Source organism: Glycomyces albidus, from assembly GCF_009451885.1.
Classification (GTDB): domain Bacteria; phylum Actinomycetota; class Actinomycetes; order Mycobacteriales; family Micromonosporaceae; genus Glycomyces; species Glycomyces albidus.
Map to the genome: position 1 here is coordinate 1 of NZ_WIAO01000024.1, position 17,032 is coordinate 17,032.

The 17,032-nt window shown below is 71.3% G+C and carries 23 protein-coding genes; 12 read left to right on the plus strand and 11 right to left on the minus strand.

Going from position 1 to position 17,032, the window contains the following annotated elements:
- The 5 genes from GFD30_RS26360 to GFD30_RS17810 all read left to right on the plus strand — a co-directional run.
- A partial coding sequence (locus tag GFD30_RS26360; RefSeq protein WP_194202008.1) for a hypothetical protein occupies positions 1-220 on the plus strand: 220 nt, incomplete at its 5' end.
- A 16-nt stretch (positions 221-236) separates the two neighbouring features.
- On the plus strand, positions 237-575 hold the full coding sequence (locus GFD30_RS17795; RefSeq protein ID WP_153026543.1) for a hypothetical protein: 339 nt from the start codon (positions 237-239) through the stop codon (positions 573-575).
- A 241-nt stretch (positions 576-816) separates the two neighbouring features.
- Positions 817-1,128, plus strand: coding sequence for a WXG100 family type VII secretion target (locus tag GFD30_RS17800; protein ID WP_153026544.1), 312 nt, complete (start codon positions 817-819; stop codon positions 1,126-1,128).
- 47 nt (positions 1,129-1,175) lie between these two features.
- Positions 1,176-1,934, plus strand: coding sequence for a hypothetical protein (locus GFD30_RS17805; protein ID WP_153026545.1), 759 nt, complete (start codon positions 1,176-1,178; stop codon positions 1,932-1,934).
- 2 nt (positions 1,935-1,936) lie between these two features.
- Complete coding sequence (locus GFD30_RS17810) at positions 1,937-3,610, plus strand: WXG100 family type VII secretion target (RefSeq protein WP_153026546.1); 1,674 nt, start codon at positions 1,937-1,939, stop codon at positions 3,608-3,610.
- Between the two features lie 111 nt (positions 3,611-3,721).
- On the opposite strand, the gene GFD30_RS17815 is transcribed toward GFD30_RS17810, so the two are convergent.
- From GFD30_RS17815 to GFD30_RS17825, 3 genes are read right to left on the minus strand one after another with little or no spacing between them, the layout of a single operon-like run.
- The gene (locus tag GFD30_RS17815; protein ID WP_153026547.1) at positions 3,722-5,077 is read right to left on the minus strand and encodes a hypothetical protein; all 1,356 of its coding nucleotides are present in this window, start codon (positions 5,075-5,077) and stop codon (positions 3,722-3,724) included.
- Positions 5,074-6,228: a WXG100-like domain-containing protein gene (locus GFD30_RS17820; RefSeq protein ID WP_153026548.1), complete on the minus strand. Its 1,155-nt coding sequence runs from the start codon at positions 6,226-6,228 to the stop codon at positions 5,074-5,076. The genes GFD30_RS17815 and GFD30_RS17820 overlap by 4 nt, the downstream gene beginning before the upstream one ends.
- A complete protein-coding gene (locus GFD30_RS17825) occupies positions 6,225-6,551 on the minus strand; it encodes a type VII secretion target (protein ID WP_153026549.1) in 327 nt (108 codons plus the stop codon). The genes GFD30_RS17820 and GFD30_RS17825 overlap by 4 nt, the downstream gene beginning before the upstream one ends.
- 198 nt (positions 6,552-6,749) lie before the next feature.
- Here GFD30_RS17825 and GFD30_RS17830 point away from each other — a divergent pair, with 198 nt between their 5' ends.
- From GFD30_RS17830 to GFD30_RS17845, 4 genes are all read left to right on the plus strand, one after another.
- Positions 6,750-7,439 carry a hypothetical protein gene (locus tag GFD30_RS17830; protein WP_153026550.1) on the plus strand — a complete coding sequence of 230 codons (690 nt, stop codon included), beginning with the start codon at positions 6,750-6,752 and terminating at the stop codon, positions 7,437-7,439.
- 140 nt (positions 7,440-7,579) lie between these two features.
- On the plus strand, positions 7,580-7,915 hold the full coding sequence (locus tag GFD30_RS17835) for a YbaB/EbfC family nucleoid-associated protein (protein WP_153026551.1): 336 nt from the start codon (positions 7,580-7,582) through the stop codon (positions 7,913-7,915).
- Entirely contained in the window at positions 7,912-8,310 is a 399-nt protein-coding gene (locus GFD30_RS17840) for a YbaB/EbfC family nucleoid-associated protein (RefSeq protein ID WP_153026552.1), read from the plus strand. Before GFD30_RS17835 ends, GFD30_RS17840 begins: the two co-directional genes overlap by 4 nt.
- A gap of 78 nt (positions 8,311-8,388) precedes the next feature.
- Entirely contained in the window at positions 8,389-9,270 is an 882-nt protein-coding gene (locus GFD30_RS17845; RefSeq protein WP_153026553.1) for a hypothetical protein, read from the plus strand.
- Here the strand turns inward: GFD30_RS17845 and GFD30_RS17850 are convergent.
- Positions 9,267-10,268: a Gfo/Idh/MocA family protein gene (locus GFD30_RS17850; RefSeq protein ID WP_153026554.1), complete on the minus strand. Its 1,002-nt coding sequence runs from the start codon at positions 10,266-10,268 to the stop codon at positions 9,267-9,269. The two genes, GFD30_RS17845 and GFD30_RS17850, sit on opposite strands and share 4 nt — an antisense overlap.
- A 180-nt stretch (positions 10,269-10,448) precedes the next feature.
- Between GFD30_RS17850 and GFD30_RS17855 the strand changes: the two genes are divergently transcribed.
- Positions 10,449-11,081, plus strand: coding sequence for a copper resistance CopC family protein (locus GFD30_RS17855; RefSeq protein ID WP_153026555.1), 633 nt, complete (start codon positions 10,449-10,451; stop codon positions 11,079-11,081).
- Between the two features lie 106 nt (positions 11,082-11,187).
- On the opposite strand, the gene GFD30_RS17860 is transcribed toward GFD30_RS17855, so the two are convergent.
- Genes GFD30_RS17860 through GFD30_RS17880 form a run of 5 tightly spaced genes read right to left on the minus strand, consistent with a single transcriptional unit; the run spans position 11,188 to position 14,164 of the window.
- The gene (locus GFD30_RS17860; protein WP_227996574.1) at positions 11,188-11,616 is read right to left on the minus strand and encodes a molybdenum cofactor biosynthesis protein MoaE; all 429 of its coding nucleotides are present in this window, start codon (positions 11,614-11,616) and stop codon (positions 11,188-11,190) included.
- Entirely contained in the window at positions 11,613-12,782 is a 1,170-nt protein-coding gene (locus GFD30_RS17865) for a molybdopterin molybdotransferase MoeA (RefSeq protein WP_153026556.1), read from the minus strand. The genes GFD30_RS17860 and GFD30_RS17865 overlap by 4 nt, the downstream gene beginning before the upstream one ends.
- A complete protein-coding gene (locus GFD30_RS17870; protein WP_153026557.1) occupies positions 12,779-13,270 on the minus strand; it encodes a MogA/MoaB family molybdenum cofactor biosynthesis protein in 492 nt (163 codons plus the stop codon). Before GFD30_RS17870 ends, GFD30_RS17865 begins: the two co-directional genes overlap by 4 nt.
- Positions 13,258-13,725: a cyclic pyranopterin monophosphate synthase MoaC gene (gene moaC / locus GFD30_RS17875; protein ID WP_153026558.1), complete on the minus strand. Its 468-nt coding sequence runs from the start codon at positions 13,723-13,725 to the stop codon at positions 13,258-13,260. Before moaC ends, GFD30_RS17870 begins: the two co-directional genes overlap by 13 nt.
- A gap of 40 nt (positions 13,726-13,765) precedes the next feature.
- A complete protein-coding gene (locus GFD30_RS17880) occupies positions 13,766-14,164 on the minus strand; it encodes a hypothetical protein (protein ID WP_153026559.1) in 399 nt (132 codons plus the stop codon).
- Positions 14,165-14,287: 123 nt separating this feature from the next.
- Here GFD30_RS17880 and GFD30_RS17885 point away from each other — a divergent pair, with 123 nt between their 5' ends.
- A complete protein-coding gene (locus GFD30_RS17885) occupies positions 14,288-14,656 on the plus strand; it encodes a hypothetical protein (protein ID WP_153026560.1) in 369 nt (122 codons plus the stop codon).
- Positions 14,646-15,047 (plus strand): hypothetical protein, encoded by a 402-nt coding sequence (locus tag GFD30_RS17890; RefSeq protein ID WP_153026561.1) that lies wholly within the window; start codon positions 14,646-14,648, stop codon positions 15,045-15,047. The genes GFD30_RS17885 and GFD30_RS17890 overlap by 11 nt, the downstream gene beginning before the upstream one ends.
- A 64-nt stretch (positions 15,048-15,111) precedes the next feature.
- Here GFD30_RS17890 and GFD30_RS17895 read toward each other — a convergent pair whose 3' ends face one another.
- On the minus strand, positions 15,112-15,723 hold the full coding sequence (locus GFD30_RS17895; protein WP_153026562.1) for a hypothetical protein: 612 nt from the start codon (positions 15,721-15,723) through the stop codon (positions 15,112-15,114).
- Between the two features lie 6 nt (positions 15,724-15,729).
- Complete coding sequence (locus tag GFD30_RS17900) at positions 15,730-16,977, minus strand: type VII secretion target (protein ID WP_153026563.1); 1,248 nt, start codon at positions 16,975-16,977, stop codon at positions 15,730-15,732.
- Positions 16,978-17,032 lie beyond the last annotated feature (55 nt).

Genomic DNA, 17,032 nt, shown 5'->3' on the forward strand with positions numbered 1-17,032 from the left:
CACCGCCGCCGGCACGACCCTCGGCGCCGCCACCGCGGCGGGAGCCGCAGCGGGCGCGGCCGCCGGATCCCGCGGGGGCCCCGGCATGATGAGCGGCCCCGCCGGCGCCCCGGGGCGCGGCGCGCCCATGGACGACAAGGAACGCGAACCCGACGTCGACCTGGTCGAGGACGCGAACATGTGGGGCTACGTCGACGAAGACGACGACCCCTACGCTTAGACAAGGAGCCCCCCGCATGGCCATGCGCGCCTTCGACCCCGCCGCGCTCGAGCGCTACCGGCAGTTCCTCGGCGACCTCATCGACGAGCTCGAGAACGAGATCATCCCGTCGCTGCGCGAAGGCGCCCTGAAGAAGGCCCCCGCCTTCGGCTCTGCGCCCGGCGCCGCCGAGCACGCCGCCGTCGAGTACGCCGACTTCCACGCCACCACCTGGCGCAACCTCCAGTACCTCCGCGGCACCCTCCACGGCCTCCGCGCGGGGCTCCAATCCGCGATCGACAACGGCGGCGTCGTCGACCAGCAGACCGCCACCGACCTCCTCCGACTAACCGGCGGAGACGACCTCTACGCGTGATCCGCGGGCATCGTGAACTGCGGTCACACTCCGTGAGGGGCAGGTTGTTCGAAGGCGCACGGTTTGCACACCCCTGCTAACCTGAACCGTGAACTTACCGCCGAGACCCGCGTAATCCCCCCGAAGGACGCAAGGCAGCGCGCAGACTCCGCACCGGCCCGTTCGCGTCCTCGCGCGATGGAGTCTGACCGCACGTCGGGGGACCGTACCGCAGGTACTGAACTCACAGACAGGAAATGCGATGCCGAAGGTCGACCCAGAAGCGCTGCGTACGTACCAGCGGACGGTGCAGGCGCAGCTCGACAAACTCGAGGACGAGATCATCTCGCAACTGCGCAACGGCCAGCCCCTCGGGAAGCTGCCCGCCTTCGGGCTGCTGCAGGGCTCGGATGCGGCGCGGCAGACGTACACGCAGTTCCACGAGACGACGTGGAACAACTTCCAGGCGCTGCGCGAATCCCTCGACGGCATCATCACCACCCTCGAAGACTCCGCCAAGAACCACGAGGACTCCGACGAGGTCAGCGGCCAGAACTTCGACAACCAGCTGTGACAGTGGTCAGCCGGCAACCGGGCGACCGACAGAGAGGATCTACCCACGTGACCCGAAACCTGACCCTGATCAAGGGCCTCGCCGCGGCGGGGGCGGCCGGTCTGCTGCTGACCGGCTGCGGCGGCAACGACCCCACCATGCCCCCCGACGGCGGCGCGACCGGCGACTCCGACGGCGGCGGCTCCGGTTCCAGCTCGTACAGCGTGATGGCCGAGTGGGAAGGCTGCGAAGCGCTCGACGACATCCAGCCCATCCAGGAGTTCATGGGAATCCAGGACTGGGGCACGAACGGGCTCAAGTCCAGTGACATCCCCAGCGGTCTGGACGGCGAGGCGTTCAACTGCGGTGCCGACATGGCCACCGTCGCGGTGTACACCTCCGAAAGCGAAGTCACCGGCAATAGGGACTACCCCGGAACTTCGACCATCGACATCGGTGTGGCTCCGTGGGAATCCGATGCGGAGGCCACCGAGAATTTCCAGAGCCGTGTCGATCAGCTGACCGAAGCTCTCGAGACCGGTGGCACCGAGTACTCGAATGTGCAGGAAGGCGAGATCGAAGGCGACTGGGACGAGAGCTTCTACTTTGCGGGCAACTCGGCGACCGGCTACAGCTTGAGCGCCATCGTCCGCAAGGCGGACATCGTCTTCTACGCCTTCATCGACTACACGACCGACCCTGCAGTCGAACACGATTCGGAACCGATCTACCCCTTCACCGATGAGGAGTTCCGGACCTGGGTCATCGGCGAATACATGCCGACGACATACGCGGACCTACTCGCCAAGAAAGAGAGCGGCCTGTAACCATGGCTGAAGAATTCGAAAAGGAAGAGTACGGCGACGCAGCCGAGGGGATGTCCAATTCGGCGATCCAGGCCCGGATCAACGAGTTGATGACGACTCCGTACTGCGAACTGGGCGAATGCACCGCGAAGACGGTGGACCCGGCAGAAGAGGCATGGCTCAAGCTGATGTCGGCGGTCCCGAAGGGCGATCGGGCGACGGCGAACATCCGTCCTTCACGGGAAATCCAGGGCTACGCGCTGCCCAGCGGCCAATCGGTGCAGTCGCTGGTCGCATCGCTGCGCCCAAGCAACCCGGACGATTACGCGATCCTCACGATCAGCGAGCTCTGGTCGAACCTCGCCACCACCTTCGAGGCCATTCCCCAGGACCTCGACGCGGGTCTGACCGCTCTTGCCGCTGAGTGGGAGGGCGCTGACTACGACGCCTTCGAGGAGCAGGTCCAGACGGTCATCAAGAACTGCACCAAGGTGCTCGACGACATCATCGGCGCGGACGGCAACGGCGGTGCGGTCAAGAACCTCACCGACAAGGCCAACGAGATCCTCAACCAGCAGGGCGGCGACGAGTGCCCCTACCCGTCGCCGAAGTTCCACCTCGAGGACGCCGCCGCCTGCTCGCACAAGATCCACATCCGGCCGCCGTACTTCCCGTCGTGCGAGGTCTTCCCCGACGACGAGACCAAGACCGCGTTCGAGTGGGCCGGGTTCGACACGAGCATCATCGACGAGGTCGAGAGCGAGCGCCAGCGCGTCTACGACAGCTGGATCGAGTACACGAACGCGTACCCCGACTACGAGGTCGACGGCATGCGCGGCGCTGAACTCGCGAAGCACTACTCCGACGAGTACGCCAAGACGGCGACGGACAACCTCGGCACCGACGGTCAGGACCAGCTTCAGGAGCAGGCCGCGATCGTCAACGAGGACATCACGGACCGCAGCAGCAACACGAACATGGCGGTCTCCGAGATCAGGCCCGAAGCGGTGCAGTCGGAACCGACGACGTTCAACAACGGGAACACCGAACCTCCCGGCGGGCTCGACGGCGGGTCCCCGCCCGGCGGCGGCGCGCCTCCGGGGCTCGGCGACATGACCCCTCCCGGGGGCGCCAAGCCGGTGAGCCCGCCGAAACCGGACCTTCCGGATGGACCGGGCAACCCCGATTATCCCGGCGGCAACGACCTGCCGGGCGGCAACGACCTGCCCGGGGACCCGGGTGGTCTCGACGACAGCCCGTGGAAGCCCACAACTCCTGACCCGGACGACCTGCCTTCGGGTGGTCTGGCCGGCGGCGGTGGTGGCGGCGGTCTGGGGGGCGGCGTCGGCGGTCTTCCGGGCGGCGGTGCCGGTGGCGGCATGGGCGGTGGCGCAGGCGGTATCGGCGCCGGCGCCGGCAGCCTGCCTCCGGGCATGGGCGGCGCCATGGGCGGCATGATGGGCGCCGGCGGCGGTGCGGGCCGTGGTGCCGGTGCCGGTGGTGCCGGCGGCGGGCGCGGCGCCGGCCGTGGACCCGGTGGCATGGGCCGTGGCGCCGGTGCCATGGGCGGCATGATGGGCGCCGGTGGCGCACGCCCGGGCGGCCCGGGTGAGGACGGTGGCGAGACCGGCACCTGGCTCACCGAGGACGACGACGTGTGGGGCATCGGCAACGAGAACGAGGACCCGTACGCGTAGGCGAACCTGAACCTGAATCGGGCCCGCGGCTTCGGCCGCGGGCCCGGTCGTTCGTATCGCGACCTGGTGTCTCGGTTCGCGACCTGGTTCGCCGATACGCGGCCCGGTCGTTCAGCTCTCGGTGAACGATCCCTGGTATCGGGCGAGTTCCCATCCTTCGGCGTCCGGTGTCATCTCGATCGAGGCCAGGGCTTCGATTGCGGCCGTGCCGTTCTCGTCGAGCCGGAGCGTCCGCTCGAAGCGGGCGTCCTCGCCGAGTCGGATCTCGGTCTTGTCTCCCGCAAGGACCTCCGGAGGCGGCGGGACTTCGACCATCACCTGGTGCCCGCCGGGCGGGAGCCGGTATTCGTTGACGCCCCAGATCGCCGGGACCGGTTCGCCGTCGATGCGGACGACCGGTGGCGCCGCCCAGGGGCGGGCCTCGGGCGGGTACGACTCGCCGAACCGGTTGCGGCGCTTGCCCGCCGCCTTCGCCTCCCCGGCTTCGTCGACCGGACGCCTCGGGTCGTAGCGGTGCGGGCCGACGATCCGGTGCGGCGGGTCCTCGCCGAGGCGCCAGCGGCGGCGAAGCGGGGGACGTGAGCCGCGGCCGGGGTCGTCGGTGTGCGGTGCCTGGACGTAGGCGAGGGTGAGCCGCAGGGCGGCCATGCCGTCGCCGGTCAGCGGGGACGCGGTGTCGCGCGGGTCGACCGGCCGCCATGAGCCGCCGGGGAACGCGGTCGGGCGGTGAACGGCGGACCGCACGCCTCCTGCCAGGCGCTGCTCGGCGAGGGCGAGGACGATCCGCTCGATCCCCCTTGCGGCCCAGTAGCCTCCGGTCGCGCCCGCGATCGCGGCTCCCGCGGCGAGCAGCAGTCCCGGTGTCCGGTCGATCGGCAGGCCGGCGAGTGGCAGTGCCGGCGCCGCGAATCCGAGGACGGCGCCGATCAGCGAGAGGTACATGGGGAACCGCCGCCCGAGGCGGGGCGGGGCCGACGCGGTCGGGATGAGGAACTGTTCTCGCAGCTGGTCCGCAGCGGTGCCGACGGCGAGGCGCTGGCGCGTGAATCCGGTCAGGCGCACTGTCCCGCCCGGGCGCATCTCGATCGGCCAGTAGCCCGCCGAGCCGCCGGACCGGAGTTCGACGAGGTGCGGACCGGGTTCGAGCATGATGTCGGCGCGGCCGAAGCCGGTGGCCGCGGGTTCACCGTTGACCAGGAGGACCGGGGTGAACGGACGCGTTCGGGCCGCTTCGGTGATCGGGCCGAGGAGGTCCGATTCGAAGACCAGGAAGCCGCTCCCGGTCTCGGCCGGGCCGGAGGCGAACAGGGCCGGCGCGTCGCGCAGGCGCAGGCGCGTGCGGCGGAGGTTGCGGCCCGCCGCGTAGTACTCGTGCGGGTGGACTGTGCGCTCGCCCAGTGGATGCCGCGCGATCTCGTACGGCGCCGCATGGGCGGTGCCGAGCGCGCGGAGCCAGGCCCAGTTCATTGCAGTGCCTGCTGCGCCGTTCTGGTGGTGTTGACGATGGTGTTCTTGTGGTTCTTGAGGAAGTCGAGGACCGGGCGGATCAGTTGGAGGACTTCGGCGACGGCCGCGACGACCTTCGCTGCGGCGGTGGAGATGCGCAGGACCTGCGCGATGGACCGCAAGGCGCTCATGATCATCGAGGCGACCTTGGCGACGCCGGTGGCGACCGCCGTGGCGAGCGACGCGCCGAAGGTGGCGATGCTGGCCGCGACCTGGGGGAGCAGCGTCGAGAGCATCCAGGAGACGCCCTTCGCCATGAGGTCGACGATGTCCTGCCGGAGCATCTTCGCGAGGTCGCCCATCTTGGTGAGGAGCGCGTTCATGCCGATTGCGACGAAGCCCATAGTGGACACGGCGCGGCCCGTCTCGGCGACGCTGCCGCGGGCGGCGTCCCCGTCGGTGCCGGTCCAGTCGGCGAGCGCCGCTTCGCCCGTCTGCGTGATGTAGTCGCCGACCTGCTGGCAGCCTTCGGCGACCTTCACCCACATCTCGGCTGACTTGCGCATCCGGCCCTCGTTGCCGGAGACGAGGCCGACGAGGTCCTCCAGGGGCTGGAAGAGCTGGATGAGGAAGTCGAGGAGCGTCCCGGCGAGCCACTGGACGGGGTCGAACTTCGGGTCGGTGATGCACTCGACGAACGCCTCGTACTGCGCCGCCATGTCCATCACCGAGGTGATGTCGCCGGCGAGGCCGGTGACGGCGTTGGCGATGCCGTCCCAGTCGTTGAGGCCCTCGATCTTCGAGAAGTTGCCGTACGTGTTCAGTCCGGCCGAGATCGGGGCGGTCGCGCTGTGGAGCATGTTCATACCCGAGTTCGAGTGCTGCGACCGGGCGTTGTACAGCAGGTTCCCGTCGGTGTCGCGGCCGCTGACGCGCGTGTCGGTGCCGACGGCGTCGCCGGCCCGGTTGCGGTAGGTGTCGTTCCCGCTGCCCGAGAGCATCGAGTTCGCCCACTGGTGGAGCCCGGTGTGCGCGTCGTCGGAGGTGACGGACCGGGAGCCCTTGCCGGACACGGCGTCGTAGACGTCCTTGCCGCCGGGCGTCCAGTCGTTCGTCGCAGCCTGCTCGGGCAGCGCCCCGTCGTTCCAGGTGGGTTCGGAGACGTCGGTCATTTCCCGCGTCCCATCTCCGAGGCGATCCGCTGCAGTTCGGCGGCGATGCCGGCGTCGTTGTCCTGGTGGGCGTCGGCGCATTCCTCGAGCCGGGAGCACAGGCCCTCGATCGCCGCCTTGGCGTCCTCAAGGGACGGATGGAAGACCGTCTCCGAGACGCCGAAGTACAGTCCCGCGAACGGGATCCCGCCCAGGCCCCACGTCCACCAGTCGGGGTCGGACTCGCGGGCGTAATCGGCGACGGCCTCCACCTCGCCCGCGCTCTGCTTGATCTGGGAGGCCGCATCGCGCAGCTTCTGCGGGTCGACGTCGATCCATGGCATGAGGCATCACTCCGAGGGGCCGGAACTGATCGGGCACGGAGACGGCACCCCGGACCGGGCGCGGGTCCGAACCGTCCGATTCCCGATCATAGTGACTCCCCGCAACCCCGTGTGCGCGTCCGGTCCGGTGAACCTGCGATAGCGTGGAGCGACGGACGCCGCACGCCCCGGTCGGCGCCACGCTCGAAGGAACGCACCATGTCGGTCACTGAACGGTCCGGTCCGGGCATCGCGGTCAGCGGGAGGCGGCCGCCGAAACTCGACCTGAAACGCGACGCCAAACGCGTCCTCGAAGCGAACTGGCTCCGCCCGGACGAGCGCCTCATCGAAGCCACCCCCGTGTGGGGGCTCCCCGCACTGGACGGGATCCCGAAACCGCCCTGGAGAGCCGGCCAGTTCGCGAAGGCGGCCTTGAGGATCACCGGATCGACGCTGATGTGGATCGCAGGTTCGGTGATCGTGCTGGTCGCGCTCGCGGCCGTCGCCGACGGGCTCGGCAGCGGCGGCGGAGGCGGAAACGGCAAGCGCCTCAAGGGACCCGCGATGATCCTGCACGGCGACGGCCGCGACTCGCTCGCCGGGCGGCTCGTCACCCCGGACCTGCGGCGCCGGGGCTGGTGGGTGTTCACGAACCGGCGGGTCGCGTTCGTCGCGCCGAGGCGGAGTCACGCGAAGATCTGGAGCGGGGCCGGGCCCGAGACGAAGATCAGCGGCCCGGTGCCGCTCGAGACGGTCGTCGAGGTCCCCGAGGACCGGTACACGTACGAAGGCGACCTCCACCGGATGCGCCGCACCAGGATCCTGCGGCGCGTCAAACCCGCCGGCCTCTACAAGCGGGTGCGGCTGGCCGACGGCTCCGGGATCGACTTCCGCCGCCGCCACCAGTGACCGCGGGCCGCGGTCGGAACGGGCCGCCGCGGGCCCCGGCGGATCCGTTGACGGCCCGCAACTCGCAGTAGCGGCGTGCCGTTAGCATCGGGTGATGTCGCGGTCGACGACCGGCCGCGCGTGCCCGGGAGGAGAGCGGTATGCCGGAGGATCCGGCCGAGGACATGCGGCGGAAGGCGAAGGAGATCGAGCGTCTCGCCGTCGAACTCGAAGGCGAGGCCGTCAGCGAGGACGGCGCGGTGCGCGTCGTGACCGGCGCTGCCGGCAACATCAAAGAGCTCGACCTGCGCATGAGCGCGTACCAGATGTCCGGCGTCGAGCTCGGCGAGCTTATCGTCGAGACCATCCGCGCCGCCGACCGCAGGACGCAGGCCGACCTCGCGCAGCGCGTCGGCGCCATCATGGGCGTCGCCGTGGCCCCCGACGACCTCCGCGGCACCGTGCCGGCCCCCGCACAGGCGGAGGAGTCCCGATGAGCGATCGCCGATCGATGGACCCCGCGGCGATGATGCGCCGCCTCGAGCAGATGCAGGCCGAGGCCGAGGCGATGCTCGCCAAGTACAGCGAGCTCAGGGCGGAGTTCGGCGCCGACACCGTCGAAGTCGTCTCCGAGGACGGCCGCATCCGCGTCAAGCTCGACGCCGACGGCAAGGTCGCCGAGATCGGCATCGACGAGCACGCGATGCGGCTGCGCCAGTCCTTGGCGCCCACCATCATCGCGCTCATCGAGGAGGCCACCGCCACCCACGCCGTGAAGACGGCGCAGATGGCGCAGGCCCTCATCGGCGACAAGATCGACGTCATGGCACTGGTCGATCGGGACATGCCCGAGCACCTGCGCGACCGCGCCCGCGACAACCTGGACCGCTAGCGGCCCTGCGGCACCGCTGCCCTCGGGCCGCTGCCGCAGGGTCACCGCCCGGTTGCCCGCAGCCGGTATCTTGCTCGCATGGGAATGAAAGACCGCCTCGAGCACCTCAAGCAGCGAGCGCAGGACGCCGGCAAGATGGTCGTCGACGTCGGCGTCGAGAGCGCCCGCGAGAAGCGCGACGCCGCGACCGGATTCGCCAAGAGCAAAGTGGACGCCGCGACCGGCTTCGCCGTCGACAAGCGCGACGCCGCCAAGGACCTCGCTGTCAACACGAAGACCGCCTTCAAGGAGGGCGACTTCGAGGAGCTGCTCGCCCGCCTCCCCCTGCCCGCCCAGCCCGTCCAGGACGAATGGCAGTGGAGCCTCGGGAAGCTCATCACCGCCGGCAACAAGCCCCCGCTCGGCACCGGGATGCTCCTGGGCCTCCTCGACAACTTCGGGACCATCGACATCGGCCCCAAGGAGGTCGGCTTCGACGGCGGCACCGCCAAGTGGCACAAGGTGAAGGCCGTCCGGACCCGGTCCCTCGACGGGATCCTCCAGAAGCTCTCCACCGACACGTTCACCGAGACCATCGAGAACCTGCTGCCGCCCGTCCCCGGCCGCGGCTGGGTCTCCGAGAAGGCCACCTCCGCGATCTTCACCCTGTGGGCGATGGTCGCCGACCTCGCCATCCGCGACCCCGAGGCCGGACGCCGCCAGGTCGTCTGCGAGATCGAGTACAAGGGCTGGATCTTCACGAAGGAGGCCGCGACCGGCTTCTTCACCGGCCCGGCCATGGCGCTCCTGCCGAACCTCGACCGGATCTTCCGCGACGAGGCCGCGAGCCGCGGCATCCCCGTGGAGCAGGCCGAGGACACCGCGATCGAGAACGCCGAAGCGCGCGTCGCGTGGCTGCGCGAGAAGCACGCCGCGATCGTCGCCAAGCGCGAAGCCGCGCAGAAGGCGATCGAGTACTAGGACTGCTGCGGGTGGGTCTCGCCGGGGTAGCGGAGCCCGATCTGGGACCGCACCTCGTCGAGGATCGCCATCACCTCGAGCGTGCTCTGCGGCGGCACCAGGGTCGACTCCAGCCGGCCCTGGCGCAGCGCGCGGTGCACCTCGAGCGCCTCGTGCACGTAGCCGTGGCCGACGTAGGGCGCCTCGACCTCGCGGGGCGCCTCGTTGTACCGCACCAGCGTGTACCCGCTCGGCCGGTACGCGTACTCCTTCAGCTCGATCCGGCCCTCGGTGCCCGCGATGGTGACCTCGTTGCCGGGCCCGCCGCGGTAGGAGCACGAGAGCTGCGCGATCGCGTTCGGGTACGTGAGGGTGATCGCCGTCTGCGCGTCGACGCCGGTCACCGGGTCCATGACGGCCACGGCCGACACCGATTCGGGCGCGCCGAGCGCCAGATGCGCCAGCGTCACCGGGTACACGCCGAGGTCGAGCAGCGCGCCTCCGGCGAGTTCGGGGTTCCGGAGCCGGTGCGAGGGCGGCATGTCGCCGGCGATCGAGAAGTTCCCGTTGACGGACACGACCTCGCCGATCATGCCCTCCTTGATGGCCCGCCGCATCTCCCGGATCGCCGGGTTGCAGCGGGTCCACATGGCCTCCATGAGGAACCGCTGGTGCTCGCGGGCGACGTCGAACATCGTCCGGGCCTGCGCCGCGTTGTACGCGAACGCCTTCTCGCACAGGACGTGCTTGCCGGCCTCCAGCAGCCGGAGGGTCGGCAGGTAGTGATGGGAATGCGGGGTCGCGACGTAGACGATGTCCACTTCGTCGTCGGCCGCAAGCGCCTGGACGGAGTCCCAGGCGTGAGGGATGTCGTACTTCTTGGCGAACGCGGCGGCGCGCTCCGCCGATCGAGAGGCCACAGCGGTGACGCGGCAATCGTCGAGGAGGGCAAGATCTTCCACAAAGGTCGATGCGATTCCGCCGGTCGCCAGGATTCCCCATCGGATCGGTTCAACCATGGACGTAAGCACACCACAACTTCCGGCGATCGTCAACACGAGGGTCAGCGGTACTATCTCCGCTAACCGGGCCATACTCGCGCCCGTCGGTGACCGTGCGTGATCGCTCCTGCTCTCCCTGGTGGGCGGTGTGACGATTCCCCCACTGGGGAACCGAGCGGGCCGTGGCAATATGGCGAAATGCAGACGACCCGAATCAAACGCGCCGTCGCGTCCGCGCTGGCCGCCGCGGCCGGCCTCGGCTGCGTCCTGGCGACCGCCGCCCCCGCTTCGGCGCACGCCGCGCTCACCGGCACCGACCCCGAGGACGGCGCGGTCCTCGCGGAGGCCCCGGCCGAGGTGTCGGCGACGTTCTCGGAGATCCTGGACGGGCCCTCGACCGAGATCGCGGTGACCGACCCGTCCGGCGCGCTCGTCGACGTGGCCGACCCGGTGTTCGACGGCGACACGTTCACCCAGCCGATGCTGTACACCGAGCCCGGCGAGTACACGGTCGCGTTCCGGGTGATCTCCGAGGACGGCCACCGCGTCGACGATTCGCTCGAGTTCACCGTCGAGTCGATCCCCGAGGGCCTGTACGCGCCCGGTGCGGCGCCGCAGGAGACCGCCGGCGCGGCAACGGAGTCGCAGTCGGAGTCGTCCCCGGCCGCCGAGACGTCCGAAGAGGCCGCTGCGGCCGCGGAAGAAGAGGACTCGAACGCCGGCGCGGCGCTCGCCGCGATCCTGCTGGGCCTGCTCGTCATCGTCGGCATCGGCGTGGTCCTCGTGAAGACCTTGGGCCGCAAGAAGCACGACGCCGGCGGCGAGGCCTGACGCAAGATTTTGTCCATTGAGGGCAGTCGCACTCGGCGGCGCCGATCTTCCACGCGGGCGGTGGGCCCGAACGCCGGCGAGCAGTCCACAAGGGCCTATACGGGCGTCAGGGGCAGTTGACCCATTCGTCGGTGCCGTCGTCGAAGTGCTGGTGCTTCCAGATCGGCAGGCGCGCCTTCACTTCGTCGACCAGGTCGGCGCAGGCGTCGAACGCCTCCTTGCGGTGCTCGGCGGCGACCGCCGCGACCAGCGCCGGGTCGCCGATCGCCAGATCGCCGACCCGGTGCGAGACGACGATGCCGCGCACGCCGGGCCTGGCGGCGATCTCCTCGGCGATCCGCCGCAGCTCCTCGCCCGCCGACGGGTGGCCCTCGTAGGAGAGCGAGAGGACACCGCGGCCGTGGTCGTGGTTGCGGACCACGCCGGCGAACGAGACGACCGCGCCGGCCTCGGCGACGGCGACCGCCCGCTCGTGCTCGGCGACGTCGAGCGGCGCGTCCAGGACGCGGGCGCGGATCATTGCTGCACTGCTCATTGGGAAACCCCCGGGACGGTGGCGAGGTCGACGACGCTTCCGGCGGCCGCGCCGTCGGGAGCGCCGGGCGGGATCACGGCGAACCCGGCGGCGCCCGCGAGACCGCGGAGCATCGCCGAACCGTGGTGGGCGAGCCGGCGCCCGGCCGGGTCGACCAGCGCGAGGTGCGTGAACGAGCCGCGGCCCGGCACGTCCTCGGCCAGTTCGACCGTGCGCAGCGGCGGCAGCGGCAGGCCGCGCAGGCCCGCGAGCAGCGGCGCGACGACGGTGACGGCCGCGATCACGGCCGACTGCGGATTGCCGGGGAGCCCGGCGACGAACTTCCCGTCCCCGGTGCGCGCCAAGAGCATCGGAAACCCCGGCCGCACGGCGACGGTGTTGAGCACGTATTCGGCGCCGATCTCGGCGAGCGCGGCGTGCAGGTGGTCGACCGGGCCGACCATGGTGCCGCCGGTGGTGCACACCAGGTCGGCTTCGGCGAGGGCGTCGCGCAGGGCCGCGACGTGCGCTTCGAGGGTGTCCTCGACCGGTCCGATGCTCGGCCCGGCGTCGGCGCCCGCGGCGGCGAGGAGGTGGGGGACCATCGGGCCGAGCGCGTCGCGGATCCGGCCCTTCCCGGAGACGCCGCTGGTGAGCAGTTCGTCGCCGAAGACGACGACGCGGGTCCTCGGCTTCCCGTGCGCGGGCAGCGTGAGGTGGCCGGCGGCCGCGGCGAGGCCGATCACGGGCGGGGTGACGGGGGTCCCGGCGGGCAGCAGCTCCTCGCCGTGGCGGGCCTCTTCGCCGGCTTCGCGCCATTCGCGGGCGCTCGGGCCGTCGACGAACCCGTCCTCGACCGCGGCGTGCTCGAGCCGGATGATGCCTTCGCAGCCGCCCGGGACCTGCGCGCCGGTCGCGATCTTCACGGCCGCGCCCGCGGCGAGGGCCTCGGGGACCTGCCCGGCGAGGACGTCGCCGCCGATGCGCCAGGGGCCCGGGCCGGCGACGGCCCAGCCGTCGACCGCGGAGGTCGGGAACGCCGGGAGGTCCGACACGGCGACCAGGGGCGCGGCCAGCGCCGACCCGGCGGCGTCGTCGAACGGCAGCTCGGCGGGGGCCGGTTTCGCGTCGTAGCCTGCGGCCCAGGCGGTCTCGCGGGCCTCGGTCCAGCTGATCGGGTCGGTCATGGCTTCCTCTCGTGGTCGCCGTCGTGGAGCTGGGAGACCGCGTGCTCCACGAACTTCGCGGTGAGCACACTGAGCCCGTCCTTCGCGGCGCCGCGCGAACCGGCGAGGTTCACGATCAGCGTCCGGCCGGCGACCCCGGCGATGCCGCGGGACAGCGCCGCGTGCGGGGTCTTCGCGAGCCCGGCCGCGCGGATCGCCTCGGCGATCCCCGGGACCTCGAAGTCGACGATCTCGCTGGTCTGATCCGGGGTCAGGTCGCGGGTCGTCAGCCCGGTCCCGCCGGAGGTGACCACCAGGTCGGCCCCGGCGGCGACCGCCGCGCGGAGCGCTTCGCCGACCTCGTCGCCGTCGTGGACGACGACCGGGCCGGACACGTCGAACCCGTGCGAGCGGAATCCCTCGGCGAGGAGGGGCCCCGACTCGTCCTCGTACACCCCGTCGGCCGCCCGGTTCGAGGCGACGACGACGGTGACCTTCACCGGTGCCATTCGCCCGTCTTCCCTCCGAGCTTCTCCTCGACCCTGATGTCGGTGATGACCGCGGCGGGGTCGACGGCCTTGACCATGTCCACCAAGGTGAGGCCGGCGACCGAGACGGCCGTGAGCGCCTCCATCTCGACGCCGGTGCGGTCGGCGGTCCTGACGCGCGCGGCGATGTCCACGCCGTCGTCGGTCACCGCCAGGTCCACCGCGACGCCGCTGATGGCGATCGGGTGGCACAGGGGCACCAGGTCCGGGGTGCGCTTCGCGGCCATGATGCCCGCGATCCGCGCGGTCGCGAGCGCGTCGCCCTTCGCGAGAGAGTTCTCGCGCAGCGCCGCGACCACCTCGGGCGTGGTGACCAGGCGCCCGGTGGCGAGCGCCGAGCGCTGGGACACGTCCTTGCCGGACACGTCCACCATGCGCGCGCTGCCGTGGGAGTCGACGTGGGTGAGCTCAGCCATGGAGCGAAGTCTAGTCGCGGCGGCCGACGCCGCCGAGCCGTCAGTCGCGGTCGCCCCACCAGAACCCGATGTTGATGAAGAACGAGGCGAGCAGCGGCGGGAACACCAGGATGAGCGGCAGGACCGCTTCGAAGCGGGAGAGCAGGCCGAGCCCCGGGAGCGGGCCGATGAGCATCGACGGCCGGTCCCCGGGCTCCCAGTCGCCGAGGACGGTGATCTCCTCGGTCCCCGACCCGGTCTCGAGGAGCGCGGGGGACCGCATCCAGGACCCGTCGGTGCACCAGGTGCCGACGCAGTTGGGATCCTCGCCGTCGTCGACGACGGTCACGGTCTGGTACTCGCCCCAGAACAGGTACGAGACGCACCAGACGGCGACGGCCGCGCACAGGCAGAACCAGAGGGCGAGGAGCAGACCGGTGAGGGCGCGCTTGACGGACACGGGGGACTCCAGGGGTCTCGGGCGACGGGAGGGCACTGCGGGGGCGAAGTCGAGAATACGCGGCGGCCACTTCGCGGTCCGGTCCCGGAAGCGGCTCCGCGGGCCTGTATTAGCGTCGGGTGCGTGATCGAATGGCTCTACCTCGCCGCCCAGGGCGTCGCGCTGGCGATGAGCGCCTGGTTCTTCGTCGACACCGCCCGCTCGCGGCAGGTGGGGCGCCGCCACTTCGTCGGCGTCGCCGTGCTCGTGGCCTTCCTGCTCGCGCAGCTCGTCGCCGGGATCGCGATCGTCCCCGGCGAGCCCGGCACCGGCAAGGGGCTGTTCTTCTCGTACCTGGTGACGGCCGTGCTCGTGCCGGTCGCGGCGAGCTTCTGGGGCTCGATCGACCGCAGCCGGTGGGGCATCGGCACCGTCGCGGCCTCGGGTGTCGTGGTGGCGGCGCTGATGCTGCGCATCCACCAGATCTGGGAGTTCCAGATCCATGTCGGCTGAGGTTCGGGCGCCGCGCTCGCTCGCGGACGGCTTCGGCCGGCTCATCGTGCTCGTGTACGTCGTCTTCGCGGTCTCGGCGGGCGCCCGCGCGGGCTACCAGGTCGCGACCAAGTTCGCCGAGGCCCCGCTGAGTTTCACGCTCAGCGCCGTCGCGGCCGCGATCTACCTGGTGGCGGCGGTTGCGATCATCCGCGGCGCACCGCGCACCGCCCTCGCGGCGGTCGGCGTGGAGCTCGTCGGCGTGCTCGCCGTCGGCGCGCTGAGCGTCGCGAACCCGGACTGGTTCCCCGAGCCGTCGGTCTGGTCCCACTTCGGGTCCGGCTACGGGTACGTCCCGCTGGTCCTCCCGGTCGCGGGCGTGGTCTATCTGCTGCGCCGCCGGGCCGCCTAGGGTTCCTGCGGATCAGGGCGGAGCCGGATCCGGGTCCGCGGGCTGGACGAGGACCGTTCCGGCGTCAGCGGCGGGCGGCCTCGACCGCTTCGGCGGCGGTCTCGAGGAACCGCAGCAGGCCGCCGTCCTCGGCCGGCTTGAGGTGCCCGCGGTGCCATGCGACGACCCAGTTCGACCGGACCATCCAGGACTGCGCGAGCGGTTCGGGGAGGACGTCGAGGAGGGCGCTCGCCGCGGCGGGGTCGGCCGCGGCCGCCGTCCGGGCCGCCCCGGCAGGGACCGGCACCGGCAGGCAGCGCGCGTCGGGCTGGAACCACTGCTTCGTGAGCCGCTCCGTGCCGGGCTCGGCGACCAGGAGGTCCGGCGCGGGCCGGGCGGTCGCGACCGCCGTGAACCAGTGCGCCACGTGCTTCCTGCGGTCCCAGACGCCGGGGTTGGCGAACGCGGCCACCCGTCGTCCGGCGCGGACGCCGACGGCCACGCGGGCGGGGTTCAGGTTCAGGCGCAGTCCCAGCGCCTCCAGTTCCGCGAGCGCGCCGGCGGCCTCCGGGTCTGCCGGCCCCGTGGACCGCAGCCCGAACGCCGCGGCGAACCGCTGTTCCCGGCGCCGCCGTGCTCCGCCGGTCGCCGAGCCGAGGACGGTCTCGAGGAAGAAGTGCGCGATCAGCTCGGACATGGCGGCTCAGACCTGGTTGTACAGGGCTTCGAACGCGGCCGCCGCGATCTCGTCGGCGCTGCAGTAGCCGTCCTTGGTGTCGCGCAGGCGCTGCGCGTGGCCGGTGCAGGCGCCGGAGATCTGCCCGGTGGTGCTGATCGCCTCCTGGCAGGAGCCGTTGTAGGAGTTCGCGAAGAAGACGCCGGTGAGTCCCCAGGTCATCTCCTCCGAGGCGGCCGCGGTCGCCACCGAGTTGATCGCGTCGCCGTTGCCGGAGAGCCGGTCGAGTTCGGCGGCGAGCGCGTCGAGTTCGTCGAGTTGGACGGTGAGGCCCTCGGCGCTGGCGGCGGAGGCCGGAGCGGACGGCGCGTCCCCGGCCGTGAGCTGCTGGTAGCCGGCCGAGGCCGTGCCGAGCCCGGCGGTGATGCCGCCGGTGACGAGCCCGCGCATGAGGACCGCCTTCCACAGCGGCTTGCCCGCGGGCAGGAAGAACTTCTCGAGCAGCGGGGCGATCTTCGCGAAGATCTTCCCGGCCGCCGCGAACTTGCTGAGCGCCCGCTGGATCGCCGTCATCGCCTTGACCATGCCGCTGAGGATGAACTCGGCGATGGCCGCGCCGAACGTGAACGAGCTGGCGGCGAGGGCGACGAGCCCGCGCATGATCAGCCACGACACCAGTTCGGACAGGATCGACTTGATGACGTCGTAGATGGTCTGGGCGACCACTTCGGCCCACGCCAGGAGCTGCTTGATGCCGCCGGCCTCGTGCCCCATCGCGCCGATCGCGGCCGACAGCCCGTAGAGCTGGTTGTAGGCGGCGTCGGCCGCCGAGCCCGACCAGTTCGGGATGCAGGTCCCGACGGCGGTGCCGACCTCCTCGCCGAGCGCGCCGAGCGCCTCCTGGACCTGGGCCCAGACCTCCTGCTGCTGCGCCATCTGCCCGGGGTCGCCAGAGACCATCTCGAGCAGGTCGTTGAGCGGGGTGACCAGTTCGAGGACGATGGTGAGGCCCGCGTTCGCGAGCGCGAACACGGGGTCCTTGATGGCCATGAGGCCGCCCGCCGCGAGCATGCCGAGGTCGGCGGTGATGCCGCCGGCGGCGTCGGCGAGGGAGCTGTCGCCGTTGACGGCGTCGTTGATCTCCTGGGCGATCCCGTAGACGGGCTTGGCCAGGGGGATGTCGTTCGCGATGCGTTCGCCCGCGCCGGGGCTCTCGACGGGGGCGTACTGGGTGATGTCGGACCCGTACCGGTCCGCGTTGCTCGGCTCTGCCATGGATTCGCCTCAAGGGGTGCGGTAGTGCTTCGGTCACCCGACTATAAGGGGCGGG

What these genes read in the sequence shown, in the direction of transcription:
- GFD30_RS17795 (WP_153026543.1), top strand. Translation starts at nt 237, where the DNA reads ATGGCCATGCGCGCCTTCGACCCCGCCGCGCTCGAGCGCTACCGGCAG.
- GFD30_RS17800 (WP_153026544.1), top strand. Translation starts at nt 817, where the DNA reads ATGCCGAAGGTCGACCCAGAAGCGCTGCGTACGTACCAGCGGACGGTG.
- GFD30_RS17810 (WP_153026546.1), top strand. Translation starts at nt 1,937, where the DNA reads ATGGCTGAAGAATTCGAAAAGGAAGAGTACGGCGACGCAGCCGAGGGG.
- GFD30_RS17815 (WP_153026547.1), bottom strand. Translation starts at nt 5,077, where the DNA reads ATGAACTGGGCCTGGCTCCGCGCGCTCGGCACCGCCCATGCGGCGCCG.
- GFD30_RS17820 (WP_153026548.1), bottom strand. Translation starts at nt 6,228, where the DNA reads ATGACCGACGTCTCCGAACCCACCTGGAACGACGGGGCGCTGCCCGAG.
- GFD30_RS17825 (WP_153026549.1), bottom strand. Translation starts at nt 6,551, where the DNA reads ATGCCATGGATCGACGTCGACCCGCAGAAGCTGCGCGATGCGGCCTCC.
- GFD30_RS17830 (WP_153026550.1), top strand. Translation starts at nt 6,750, where the DNA reads ATGTCGGTCACTGAACGGTCCGGTCCGGGCATCGCGGTCAGCGGGAGG.
- GFD30_RS17835 (WP_153026551.1), top strand. Translation starts at nt 7,580, where the DNA reads ATGCCGGAGGATCCGGCCGAGGACATGCGGCGGAAGGCGAAGGAGATC.
- GFD30_RS17840 (WP_153026552.1), top strand. Translation starts at nt 7,912, where the DNA reads ATGAGCGATCGCCGATCGATGGACCCCGCGGCGATGATGCGCCGCCTC.
- GFD30_RS17845 (WP_153026553.1), top strand. Translation starts at nt 8,389, where the DNA reads ATGGGAATGAAAGACCGCCTCGAGCACCTCAAGCAGCGAGCGCAGGAC.
- GFD30_RS17850 (WP_153026554.1), bottom strand. Translation starts at nt 10,268, where the DNA reads ATGGTTGAACCGATCCGATGGGGAATCCTGGCGACCGGCGGAATCGCA.
- GFD30_RS17855 (WP_153026555.1), top strand. Translation starts at nt 10,449, where the DNA reads ATGCAGACGACCCGAATCAAACGCGCCGTCGCGTCCGCGCTGGCCGCC.
- GFD30_RS17860 (WP_227996574.1), bottom strand. Translation starts at nt 11,616, where the DNA reads ATGAGCAGTGCAGCAATGATCCGCGCCCGCGTCCTGGACGCGCCGCTC.
- GFD30_RS17865 (WP_153026556.1), bottom strand. Translation starts at nt 12,782, where the DNA reads ATGACCGACCCGATCAGCTGGACCGAGGCCCGCGAGACCGCCTGGGCC.
- GFD30_RS17870 (WP_153026557.1), bottom strand. Translation starts at nt 13,270, where the DNA reads ATGGCACCGGTGAAGGTCACCGTCGTCGTCGCCTCGAACCGGGCGGCC.
- moaC (WP_153026558.1), bottom strand. Translation starts at nt 13,725, where the DNA reads ATGGCTGAGCTCACCCACGTCGACTCCCACGGCAGCGCGCGCATGGTG.
- GFD30_RS17890 (WP_153026561.1), top strand. Translation starts at nt 14,646, where the DNA reads ATGTCGGCTGAGGTTCGGGCGCCGCGCTCGCTCGCGGACGGCTTCGGC.
- GFD30_RS17895 (WP_153026562.1), bottom strand. Translation starts at nt 15,723, where the DNA reads ATGTCCGAGCTGATCGCGCACTTCTTCCTCGAGACCGTCCTCGGCTCG.
- GFD30_RS17900 (WP_153026563.1), bottom strand. Translation starts at nt 16,977, where the DNA reads ATGGCAGAGCCGAGCAACGCGGACCGGTACGGGTCCGACATCACCCAG.